We start from the raw sequence: 11,586 nt of genomic DNA on the forward strand, positions 1-11,586 counted from the left end.
CGACGACCGGCTCCTCCACGGCCCCGTGCTCGGTCATGGTCTCACTCATCAGGCGTCTCCTTGATCATCGGATCCGCCGTCTATTGGACACTCCCCCTTCACGTCCACCACCGATCATTCACTCAACTCCCTTTTCTGTGAAGCACGTTGGGGGATTTGCTTCTGTCTCGATTTCGCCGGAAGGACGGGTTGTCGGGAGTGGTGTTGGTGGCTACGTTCGGGGGTCGTCAGTCAGGACCAATGTTGTGTGCTTCGGGGGAGGCAGGGGTGCGCCGGCACACCATGGCCGCCTTCGTCTGTTCCTTCTGGGCTCACCCGTCCGCACGGCTGCGCGCGTCTCACGGCCGTGCCCTGCGAGGAGACACATGAAAGGCAGACCTTTACACGGCTTAACCGGACTGCGCGGGGCCGTGGCCCTGGGGGCCGGACTCACGCTCGTGTTCGGCGGCACTGCCGCGGCGGGCGTCCCCGCCGCTCAGGATGTCGGCAAGGCCAAGCCGGCGGCGCCCAAGTGCAGCTTCGCACAAGGTGAATGGGCTCGTTGCGTACGTGTGGTCACGAAGCTGGACCGTGCTCCCGCGGTCGGCGGGACAGCGAAAATCTCCATCGACGTCACCGCGCAGGCCGCCCTGTCCGACGCCCGCATCGAGGCGGACCTGCCGGGCACGCTGAGCTGGGCAGCCGCCCCCGAAGGGCTCTCGGTGCAACATCTGGACTCGGCGGCCCCGCTACCGGTCGGCCCGCTGGACCGCGCGCAGGGCCAAGTCACTCTCACCCCCGGCGCGACCCGGCACTTCGAGGGCACGGTACGCGCCAAGGCGGCCGGAGCCGCGCCGGTGGACGTGCGGGTGAGCGGCACCAAGGGGGACGGCACGGACTCCGGTGCCGTCCGCACCTTCGTCACCGTTGGCCGCACCCCGTCGCAGTCCCTGCTCGGCTACCGCGCACCCGCCAAGGGAATCTCGGACTCCACCACGGTGCCCGCTGGGATCACCCCGCGACGCGCTACCCCAGACCTTCCGTACAAGAAGGTGGAGTTGGCGAAGAGGGACCAAATATCCGACGCGTCCCGGCACGCCGCGGACAACAGCAGGAGCGGAACCGTCCGCGCGGGCGCACTGACCTGCTTCAAGGGCAGCTACAACTACGACTTCCCGGCGGGAACCTCGCACCCGTCCATCAACCTGCAGGTACAGCTGCGCGCCAAGCACTGGTACGGCGACGAGACGCTCGGTACCACGATCACCGACAGCACCGGCCATTACCAGGTCTGCTCCTCCGGCGCGGGCGGCGAGGACGACTACATCCGGTTCGTAGCCGAGAACGGACAGTGGTCCGTCCGCAATACGAACGACGACGTGTACCAGTTCGTGAGCCAGACCTTCACGAACGTCGGCGACGGAACAACCACGGACGTCGGGTTCCTGCAACCGGCCGACGCCAACCTGATGCCGTCCCTGCACATCTTCGACGAGGCGAATGACGCCAAGTCCTGGACGCCTGGCGCCTGCTGGAGCGCCCACGACCACGATTGCCGGCAGATCCCCTACAACTGGAGCCCCACCTCGACCAAGGGCACCTTCTACAGCACAGACGACAAGCACGTCTATCTGACCGGACCCGACCCCGACTCGCGTTCCGTGGTCGTCCACGAAACCGGGCACGCCGTGATGGACGACGTCTACGGCGACCACTTCCCGGCCGCCCCCAACTGCGGCCCCCACTACCTCACGTCCACCTCCTCCACCGGCTGCGCCTGGACCGAGGGCTTCGCCGACTGGTACCAGGCGGCCGTCTACCACGACCCGGAGTACGTGGACACGCACAACAAGATCAAGCTCGATCTGGAGAACCACACGTGGGGCACCGCCAACTGGCAGGACGGCGACACCGTGGAGGGCCGGGTCGCGGGCGCACTGAACGACATCGCCGACACCGGCTATGAGAAGTACTGGGACGACTACGGTGAGGGCGCGCCCGGCCACATCTGGGACACACTCCTGGCCGGCTTCTCCGCCACCTTCCACGACTTCTGGAACCTGCGCGGCCAGAAGGGCTACAACGTCTCCGACCCGGTGCAGGGGAGCCTCTACCAGAACACGATCGACTACGGCTTCCGTAACCCCCTCGCCGACAACCAGACGCTGACCCGGCCCGCGCCAAACCCGGCACAGCAGAACTACCACTACGCGACAAACGTCGTCTTCTGGTCGGTGACGGCGGTGCGGCCGCCTGCGGGCGGTTCGCTCTCCCTGGAGATGTACGGAGACCGTGACCAGAAGCAGCTTCTGGCCAAGAGCGCGGACGGCCAGGACGTCGTCGACTTCGTGGCCGTCGATTCCAACCACCGGCCGCTCGGCGAGATCTACCCCCGCGTGGACACCACGGGCAGCACCGGCGAATACAGGATCCAGCTTTCCCAGGGGGCCCGCCAGATGCAGCCGAGCGAGGCCATCGCCATGACCGCGCCCGACAGCATCGTGACGGTCCGGGACCTGTGCGTGCCGGCCAACACGAAGGCGACGATCACGGCGACCCCGTCGGACCCGAGCCAGGACGCCGAACTGTTCCTGATGGCGTCGGACCCGGCCCAGTCGAGCACCTGGGTGCAGCCGCGCGCCTTCGCGGCGGCCAAGGCGGGCGGGCAGGGCCCGGGCAAGGCCGAGTCGTTCACCTACACCGCACCGGCCGCCGGCTGCTACGGGGTGGTCCTGGTCAACAAGGCGGGAAGCGGGACCTACACCCTCGCCCTGGCCACGTCATAACTGTGGGCCACAGCTGACTGGTAGCTCCAGTCAGTGTCATCGGTGCGTACGGAGCGGGAGGCCATCGGTCCGTACGCACCACGGCCCACCCACGCGTACGGAAGAGAACAGAACAGAAGAGAAGGGGGACGAGAGTGGGAACCGGACCTCGGCGCGGCACGTCCGAACCCGTGTCCCCCTTCTCACGTACCGCGCGCCGTCTCCTGATTCCGGCTGTGCCGTTGGCCCTGCTGCTGACGGGCTGCGGCACGGGTGCGCGAATCGCCGACACTCCCGTGCCACGCGGCGCCGAGGCTCTGGTTTTGCGGGCCCAGCACTATCCCAGCTCACCGGCCCCCGCCGGCGCACCGCTGCCGGACTTCGCACTGTACGGGGACAGCAGGATTTACACTCCGGGCCCAACCACCGGCGCCCTGAGAGGAGTTGAGGTCCAGCTTCTCACCGAACGGGCCGTCAAGCGGCTCTACCGGAGTGCTCTCAAGGCGGGCCTCGATCAGCCGCACACCTACGACAGGGCCGCGCCCGACGCACCAGGTCTTGTCGTCGTCCTCGGCGTCGCGGAACGGCACGTGGTGACCAAGGTCGTCCTGCCCGACGCCGCCGAAAAGGGGCGCCGAGGCGACATCGCACGCCTCGCCGCCTTCACCCCGGACCAGCTCCCGGCCACCGACCGCACGGGCGGTCCCGCCCCGTACGCCTACTCTGAGCTCGCCGTGACCGCGACGGTCCAGGGAACCGGGACAGCACCGGGCGCCCGGCCGTGGCCGCTCAATCCACTGACGGCCGGAGAGCACGTCAACGGCGGCTCCTGCACGGTACTGCGTGGCGCCGACCTCGACCACGCCCGCCATCTGCTGGCCTCCGCCCGGCCAGACTCCCTGTGGACGAGCGAAGGCTCGACGTTCCTTCTGCACACCCGCCCGCTCCTACCCGGCGAACACAACTGCCACGACCTCAAACTCGGAGCTGATCCGAGCCCACCGCGATGAACCGCCGAAAGCCGCCGAACGGCAGTCGCACTGTGGTCGGTTCAGCCAGGTGGCGGCACAGGCCTCGATGGCGTCACGCTGGAACGCGGCCAGGCCCGGAGCGATCTCCTCGTACGCGGCGCGCCAGGCCTCGTTGTCCACGCAGCAGCGGCGCACGGCCCGGTACTCGCCGGCGGTCACGGTGCGCAGCGCGGTCAGGGGCTGATATTGGGCGTGGATCTCGGCCTGTACCGGGTCCGCGTCGGCACGGTGCCCGCCAGCCACGAGTTCGGCCAGCTTGATCATCTGTGCCGTGCGCCGGCACTGTCCGGCCTCGATGTCGTGCGGGCTCATCGCGGTGACCCGGCGCGCTACCGCCGGGGCGTCCTCGGAAAAGTCGCGCACGGTCTGCTGGTATTGGGCGGGCGTCGCTCCCTCGAACAGGTTCTCCGGTCGGTTGATCGTCACGGCTCGACCGTCCTTCCTGGACTGTTCCTGTTCGGCGATCGTGTGTGAGACGGTGCCGGGCAGGGCGTTGAGGCAGTCGCGTTCGGCGAGCAGCCGCCGGTGGTGGTCACGCAGCGCTTCCACCTCGTCGACCTGCTCCTGCACCCCGAGCGGAACGGACGCCGCCCGCAGGCGAGACTCAGGAACACGGGGAGCCTGGCCACACCCGCTTCAGGCGCTCGTCCAACGCACGGTGGTCGGGCCGCTGCCGGTCGGGCTCCGCTCGACGGCCCACCGTGAACACGGCCGGCCCACCGGGCGTGCCCCCAGCCGGAGCCAGCCGCTGGCCTGACCGGGCTTGCACGCCCCGGCCCAGCGTCCCGGCCGCCGTACGCGGCCCGCCCGCACCGTCTGCAGAGCGGGCCGTCCTCGAAGCGGCGGCCGGGACCGCACTCCGTCCACAACGCCACCATGCTGACATTCCGGGAGCGGGGCGAGCCTGGTCAGGCGGCCCTGCGGGTGATGCGCAGCTGTCCATCCGTCTGTACGCCGATGTCGTAGCCGGTCGGGGCCAGTACTGCGGTCACGGCCATGTAGAGGGCGTCGCGGATGCCGCCCTGCAGGCGATTCGGGTGTAAGCCCGGCTCGTGCCCGTGCAGGTGATCTGCCAGGCGCGGGAGTTCATCGGCGTGCCAGTCCAGCAGCACGGCGTCGTCTTCCACCGTCAGGTCAAGTCCCTTCGCTTCCTGGCCCAGCTGCTCGAACCCCGCCGTCTCCAAGGCCTGGCGCACTTGCTGGAGGCGCTCGTCTTCACCAGTCACAGACCGCACAGCAAAAGCGCGCTGTCTGCCCAGGCACCGGCCCGCCGACCGATGAACTGGCCACCGCCCAGCGCTCCTGCTCCCGTGCGCGAACCGCCCGGGGGTAGGACCGTGACCCCGGGAGCCGGGCTGCGCGTTGGACACGCCGACAGTGGGATCTCCGCCCTTCCCCCCGCGGGCGGCTCGTGTAGGGCCTGCAGGCGGCGTGAAAAAGCGCGCGGGCTGGGGGCCGCCCGTGCGGACGAGCGGCCCCGCCGGCTCACGGCAGGTAGAGCACGACCGAGTTGATCGGTGTGAAGTAGGCCCACCAGCCGTTCTGTGGTGCCATGTCGCCGTGGCAGTATCCGGTCCCGTTGTAGCCGTCGCACAGCTTCGCGTGTGCGCCGCCGTACTGGTTGTTGAGGATCCAGTGCCAGTTGTACTGGCCGCTGAGATTGTGAGCACCGTAGCTCCAGAACTCCTGGCTGGGCGACTGAGCGGGGTCCTGGCCCTCGGGGTACAGGCAGACGGCTCCGTCCGGGCAGTTGGCCCACGGGTCGGCTGCCTTCGCCTGGGCAGGGCCGACCGTCATCACAACCGCCGTCACGGCCCCCAGCACCACTGCAAGGGCGTGACGCGTTTTCCTCCTCATGGGCTCCCCCAACGAGTTTTGTCATGCCCCTTTCGGCATGAGGTTGGTCCCGTCAGCGTCCCGGACAGGGCACGGCGTGCACCAGCACGGAACCGGACATACCCGGGTGTAGGTGGCCGCAGGGGCTGGGGATGACAGTCGTCGAGGTCGGGGCAGCTGACTCACGCAGGGCGTGAACTGGGAAGCGAAGTCACCTTCCCTTCACGAGAGTTGCTGCTCACGGTATCGGTGTTCGCCTCATCACGAGGCCCGCTCATGCCACCTCACCGGCTGCCTGCCGAGGGCGAGGCGCCGAGGGCATGGCCGCCCCGGCGCGTTCGGCGTAGGCCCGGCGGCCCGGCGCAGCGCGGCGGCCTCGATGGCCCGCGGCCAGGCGGCGACGCTGGACGCGGGCCTGCCCGATCGGGGCCGGCGCATCGCCCGCGACGACGTCGCGCTCGGGAATCGAGTTCCTTCGTCAGTCCGGGGAGGCGGCGCGGCCTGACGGTGCGCCTCGATCGCTCGGCAGCAGCGGCGCGTGTGGCGCAGCCATGCCGGTGGATGTACTCGACCGTGGTCTGTGACTCACCTCAGACGGAAGTGCTTTGGTTCGCATGCCCACTTGACAGGCACGCGTTCAACCCAGGGAGGGCTGCACTGGGTGACACCAGGCCTCTGGCCTGGCTGGATTTCGGGCCAATACCTACCTCCCGCAAAGACCTTTGAGGTCCGTTCCCTGTGCTAAACCGCCAGCCAGCCAGTTCATTCGATCGGGGGAACAGTACGGCCTCGATGGTGCAGACGGCAGCTGGTGGGCGGCCGACGCGCTCTGTCCCGGAGGCCGGGAAGGGTGGTTGCCTCTACCGAAATGAAAACCATCCCCTCTCGCAAGGTGCGTGGCAGAAGAGAACTTGTGAACTGCACCGGGCCCACGTGAGGGGACACCACTAGCAACAGATGGGGGCTCACATGACTTGTTCCGCGGCAGCAGAAACGGCCGGCCGAGGCGGCCTTGCAGGAAGGGGGAGGTCCCGCCGCTTCAGTTTGGCCATTGTCGCCTTAGCGGTCGGCTCACTGAGTCTGGGGACGGCAGAGCGGTCCGAGGCTCATGGTGGTGATATGTGGGACCGTATCGCCCAGTGCGAGAGCGGCGGAAACTGGCACATCAACACCGGCAACGGCTACTACGGCGGGCTCCAGTTCGCCGCCAGGACCTGGCGGGCGCACGGCGGCGGGGCGTACGCCTCCACCGCCGACAGGGCCAGCAGGGCCCAGCAGATCGCCATCGCCACCAAGGTCCAGCACTCGCAGGGCTGGGGCGCCTGGCCGGTCTGCTCGCGCCAGGCGGGGGCCTACGGCAGCGCCCCTGCGGCGGGGGCGCTTGTCGCCGCACAGGCCAAGCCCTCCAAGCCGCAGGGGGCGCCCGCGGCGCGGCACGCCGCAGCCCCGAACGCATCCGGAGTCGGCGCCTACACGGTGCGCCCCGGTGACACACTCATGAGTATCGCCGTGGCGCACCACACCCTCTGGAAGACGCTCTACCACAACAACAGGTCCGTCATCGGCACTGACCCGAACCGCATCCTGCCCGGACAGCGTCTCTCGCTGTGAGCCATCGACTGTTCCCTCAAGGCCATAGTCCACGATGTTGCAGATCGTGCAGGGGATGATGGTCACCACGCGGAGACCGACGGAGCTCGCTGGCACAAGCAGTCGACCAAGACGGCTTGTCGCCCGCAGGCTCCGTTGGACTGCCCGGATGTTCTGCCAGCCGTCCGACCACTCCTACCCTCAAGGCCAGCGGTGTCCGTTTGCGTCTCGCCAACGCTGAGCAGCACGTGCAACTCGCCCCGGCTATCTACCGCGTGCCCGACGACGCGGCCGTGCGCAGGCATTTCGAGGAGGCGCTGGCCGCCGAGTCCGGCGTGTTGATCCTGGTCGCCGAGGTCGCGGGCGAGGTGGCGGCCATGGTGGCGGTGGTTGAGCTGGCGGATCCCCCGACCATCAGATTCTGGTTCCACGGCGCGCGGCCGAGCTCCACACCGTTGTACTGGATGAGCATCGCGGCCGAGGGTGGGAGCCGCTCTGCTGAGCGCGGCGCAGGAAGCCGCCGCGAACCGCGGTGTCGTGCTGGTGTACGCCGGCATCTTCGCGCACAACGAGCAAGCCATTCGCTTCTACTCCGCGGCGGGGTTCCGGCCCCGCGGGGCCCTGTTGAGCAAGGACACAGGCAAGGCCACGGCAGACTGACGTCGTTGGATTGGCGACAGGCCCGCGCTCGGGAGCGCATCCTGTGGTGGCGTTGCCGGTTCGCCGACGCAGAGGAGGGCGGATGACGCCCTCCTGCCCAACCGCCGCAGTGAAACGATCACAGCGCGGCTGGTGTGATCACAGCGTCGCAGCCGTTCTGGACCGCCCCGTTCTCAGCTTGCGGTTCGACCAAGGACGTCCGGTGGGGGCGCGGCGACGGTGATCTGGGCGATCCATGCCCCGTCCTCCCGAGGCGGGCCCCAGGACACGTCGACGCGCGCGTCGTGGAAATCCTGCGCAAGTCCCACAACCATGGCCGCCGCGGCGATCCGTGCCTCGGCCGGGTCGGCGGTGACCGGAACGCCGGTGAGGCGCACGCAATACATCCCGCCGTCCACGGTCAGGACACGGTGGCGCCAGCCGTCCGGCGTCGCCAGCAGGACGATGCCCCTCGGCATGCCGAGCGGAGGCCGCCTCTTCTTCGCCCGCTTCTGTCTCACCATGGACCCATCCAACCTGGTGGGCCTCCTGACGTAACAGGTGGGCGGGACTTCAGGCGCCCCGCGGCGGCGCTTGGTGCCGACGGGTTCATCGGGTCAAGTGGCAAGGACGTCCTGCCTGCCCCATCCCCCAGTCCAACTAGCTCCTTGCCACGACCCAGCGCAACGCGCCGGCGGCCGGACTGCAGCCTCACGACCGTGTGCGCGTCACCTATGGCCTCTCCTCAGACAACCCAGCACAAGTGGCAGGCGGCAACCGGGAGAAGACACCGGCCACCGTGGAACTCGATCCCTGCGGAAACAAGACCACGTCCGAGATCGCGCTCGACTCCCCGCGAGGGTGAATGACGTCGAGATACCGGATCCTGCTCAAGGCCCCGGTGAGACCGACCAGCGCCGCCCTCTGTGACACAAACCTGCCGGGAAGCGACGGGCGCGCGGCGCACGGGAGGTGGGCCAGGGTCGGTGCCCACGGGGCCCAGCCCTCCGCCGAACACGGGGAGGTGAAGGAACTCCGCAGACATCGCCAGCGCTCGCTCCGGCCGGCCACTCAGGTGCGCAGGCTTCGGGGTCGTGCCTGATGAAGGCAGACGATCGGCAGCGGGGTCTCCGGGCAGGGCGTCACCCGCGGCGGAAACATGTTCAGCGGATGGCGACAGGGGCATAGCGGGGGCGCCCTTCACGAAGTTCATGCTGTGGGCATGCACCGGGATTGGCTCGGAGGGGCTCATGTACGTCTTCTACACGTGCAAGCCGTGACCGCGGTCACCCCAGAGGCCCACAAAACGCCGGTTCAACGGCGCTTCAGTCACTTCGTAGGGTCGTGACACCAACGGCTGACACCCACAACTCCGCCGAACGTGGTCTCACACCCGGCGGCCGCGACATGGTCCATCCGTCGGCGGGATGCGTCAAAGGGCCAGGCTCTGGAGAACCTCGGCTCTGGGAAGTTGTGCGAAGGCCCAGCCGGGGACGATCAGCTTGCCGCGGCGCCGGCCGCTGCCGACCAGGACGAACGGAGTGTCCACCGCCGCCGCGTCGATGAGCAGCGGCCAGGACGACGGCAGGCCGATGGGTGTGATGCCGCCGTAATCCATTCCGCTCTGAGTCACGGCAACCTCCGTGGGCGCGAACGATGCCGTACGGGGGAACCGAGGTACTTGCGCACGGTGTTGTTCACATCGACCCGGGCGCCGGCGAGCACGAGGCACGCGGCGAGCGTGGTGTCGCCACCGCGCTTGGCGGCCACCACGACACAGTTCGCAGAGGCATTGAGCGGGACGCCGTACGCCTCGGCAAAGACCGCGGTGTCGGCCTTGGCGGGATCAGTGTCCACGTAAAGGACTGCCCGGGCCGCCTCTTGGTCGCCCCAGCTCGTGAGAGCGCCCGCCACCGGCGAGGCGAGATCGTCAAGGACGTCCAGCGCGAGGCGGGCGACGCCGAAATTACCCAAGGGGGCAGCAACAGATCTGGCCATGGACGGACTCCCAGGCAGCATTCGGTCGCTTAGCACGGTCCTCCCGCCGAGGCCAGACCCGGTTGAAGGCGTCCCCCGAAGATGGCAGGCCAGGGGGCCCCTTGCGATCAGGGCATGCCGTAACAGGGCGGTCCGCTCCGCCTCCCCCCTTGCCCGGTTGCCTGATCTTGCGTGCTGGCTGGGCCCTTGGGGCGAGGCGCGGTGCTGCGGTTCCTGCCCACGGCGCGAGCCCCGGCGCGAGGGCCGGTTGGCAGCATACGTCGGTGAACGGCATACTCTGGTGTCATGACTGATCGTGCGATGCAGGAACCGACCCTGCTCCTCCTCACCGCGCTCGCCGACGAGCCGCGTCACGGGTACGCCCTGGCCCGGGAGGTGGAACTGATCTCGGGCGGACGGGTGAAGATGCGGACCGGGACGCTCTACGGGGCGCTGGAGCGTCTTTTGCAGCAGGGGCTGATCGAGGTCCACAAGGAAGAGGTCGTCGACAGCCGCCTGCGGCGCACCTACTCGCTGACGGCTTGCGGCCGTGCGAGCCTGGCGGCCGAGGCGGAGCGCATCGCGGCCACCGCGCGGGAGGCCGCCCGGCGTCTGCGTGCCGGCGGCAAGGCGGCCACCGCGTGAACCCCGTGTTGCTGTATCTGTATCCAGCGGGCTTCCGCCGCGCGTTCGGTGAGGAGATAGCCGAGTCCTACCGGGAGGCGGTCGAAGGGGCAGGCCGGGGTGCCCGGATCCGGGAGGCCGCCGACGTGGCCGCCCACGCCCTGCGCCTGCGTCTCGGGGTCGGCTCCGCGCACCCGGGCGGCCGGCTCTTCGCTGCCGCCGCCCCCTTCGGCCTTGCGGCCACCGCCTCGTATGCCGCCTTCAATCTCCATGGGAGCATCGCCGATTGGTACGTCATGCGCGCTGCGGGGACCGCTGGCGGCCTGGGCCCGCTCGTGACCCTCATAGACGGCTTCTACCTGCTGACCCTGATCGGCGCGGTGGTCGCGCTGGCTGGGAGCTACCGATCGGGGGTGCTCTGCGCGGTGGCCGGGGCGCTGGGCAGCTCGGTGGCGTTCCTCATCCAGGTCTGGCCCGTCCCGTCTGCTGTGACATGGAATGTGGCGGGGTTCCTGCTCGCTCCGGTCGTGAGCGCCGCGCTCCCCCTGGCCTGTCCGCCCGACCTGCGTCCGGCCCGTCGGGTGCGTGGCCGTGCGGGCGTGTTCGCGATCGCGGTCTGGGCCGTTCTCGCGGTCGCCGCCGTCGCCGTGATCGACCCCCTGGGGATCGGTCTGCTCCTCCCCTGGCGGTACGGCGTCCCGCTGGTGGCAGCGCTGTACCTGGCAGGCCCCCGCGCCTTCGCGGGGATCCGCACCAGCGCTCAACTCGTATGCGCCGCAGCGCCCTTCGTCGCCACGATGCACTTCTCCGGATGGGTGCGGCCCGAGGAGGTTGTGACGGCCCTCGGTGCCGTCGCCGTCGCCGCCGTGGTCCTGCGGCTGCGCCGCCGCGGCGGCGCCAACACGGCGAACCCGGCCTGACCCTCCAGGAGTTGTCATCCGCGGCGCCAGCTCCACAGTCAGGCTGATGTCAACCGCGCACGCGCCCACGGCCTTCAGGCCATGGCTGTAGACACGCTGCGCCGTCCCGCAGCCGGGCCCAAGCCCGAGGAGCCCGGGCACCGGCAGACCCCGGTTGCTGAATGCCGCCCGGCCGCGACGGTGCGGTCGTGGGCCGGTAGCGGCGGACACCGCCCGGCTCCTGCC

General features: G+C 69.4%; 10 protein-coding genes and 2 pseudogenes. 6 read left to right on the plus strand and 6 right to left on the minus strand.

The window, feature by feature from the left end:
* Positions 1-551 precede the first annotated feature (551 nt).
* Positions 552-2,765, plus strand: a complete 2,214-nt coding sequence (locus tag AC07F3_RS40400) for a hypothetical protein (protein ID WP_479119963.1) — start codon at positions 552-554, stop codon at positions 2,763-2,765.
* A 215-nt stretch (positions 2,766-2,980) separates the two neighbouring features.
* Positions 2,981-3,754, plus strand: a complete 774-nt coding sequence (locus AC07F3_RS40405) for a hypothetical protein (protein WP_479119964.1) — start codon at positions 2,981-2,983, stop codon at positions 3,752-3,754.
* A 42-nt stretch (positions 3,755-3,796) separates the two neighbouring features.
* On the opposite strand, the pseudogene AC07F3_RS40410 reads toward AC07F3_RS40405, so the two are convergent.
* From AC07F3_RS40410 to AC07F3_RS40420, 3 genes and pseudogenes are all read right to left on the minus strand, one after another.
* A pseudogene (locus AC07F3_RS40410) lies at positions 3,797-4,339 on the minus strand (TipAS antibiotic-recognition domain-containing protein); the annotation flags it as partial.
* 344 nt (positions 4,340-4,683) lie between these two features.
* A complete protein-coding gene (locus AC07F3_RS40415; RefSeq protein ID WP_479119965.1) occupies positions 4,684-5,001 on the minus strand; it encodes a hypothetical protein in 318 nt (105 codons plus the stop codon).
* 259 nt (positions 5,002-5,260) lie between these two features.
* Complete coding sequence (locus tag AC07F3_RS40420; protein ID WP_479119967.1) at positions 5,261-5,587, minus strand: hypothetical protein; 327 nt, start codon at positions 5,585-5,587, stop codon at positions 5,261-5,263.
* Between the two features lie 993 nt (positions 5,588-6,580).
* On the opposite strand from AC07F3_RS40420, the gene AC07F3_RS40425 reads away from it, so the two are divergent.
* Complete coding sequence (locus AC07F3_RS40425; protein ID WP_479119969.1) at positions 6,581-7,222, plus strand: transglycosylase family protein; 642 nt, start codon at positions 6,581-6,583, stop codon at positions 7,220-7,222.
* Between the two features lie 247 nt (positions 7,223-7,469).
* Here the strand turns inward: AC07F3_RS40425 and AC07F3_RS40430 are convergent, their stop codons facing one another.
* On the minus strand, positions 7,470-7,673 hold the full coding sequence (locus AC07F3_RS40430) for a hypothetical protein (protein WP_479119970.1): 204 nt from the start codon (positions 7,671-7,673) through the stop codon (positions 7,470-7,472).
* An 11-nt stretch (positions 7,674-7,684) separates the two neighbouring features.
* On the opposite strand from AC07F3_RS40430, the gene AC07F3_RS40435 reads away from it, so the two are divergent.
* On the plus strand, positions 7,685-7,861 hold the full coding sequence (locus tag AC07F3_RS40435) for an N-acetyltransferase family protein (protein ID WP_479119971.1): 177 nt from the start codon (positions 7,685-7,687) through the stop codon (positions 7,859-7,861).
* Positions 7,862-8,034: 173 nt separating this feature from the next.
* Here the strand turns inward: AC07F3_RS40435 and AC07F3_RS40440 are convergent, their stop codons facing one another.
* On the minus strand, positions 8,035-8,364 hold the full coding sequence (locus AC07F3_RS40440; protein WP_479119972.1) for a hypothetical protein: 330 nt from the start codon (positions 8,362-8,364) through the stop codon (positions 8,035-8,037).
* Between the two features lie 908 nt (positions 8,365-9,272).
* Positions 9,273-9,838: pseudogene (locus AC07F3_RS40445) on the minus strand (YbaK/EbsC family protein).
* A gap of 285 nt (positions 9,839-10,123) precedes the next feature.
* Between AC07F3_RS40445 and AC07F3_RS40450 the strand changes: the two are divergent.
* Entirely contained in the window at positions 10,124-10,462 is a 339-nt protein-coding gene (locus AC07F3_RS40450; RefSeq protein WP_479119973.1) for a PadR family transcriptional regulator, read from the plus strand.
* The gene (locus tag AC07F3_RS40455) at positions 10,459-11,361 is read left to right on the plus strand and encodes a hypothetical protein (protein WP_479119975.1); all 903 of its coding nucleotides are present in this window, start codon (positions 10,459-10,461) and stop codon (positions 11,359-11,361) included. Before AC07F3_RS40450 ends, AC07F3_RS40455 begins: the two co-directional genes overlap by 4 nt.
* The last annotated feature ends 225 nt before the right edge of the window (positions 11,362-11,586 follow it).

This window comes from Streptomyces sp. NPDC045846 (genome assembly GCF_056431605.1).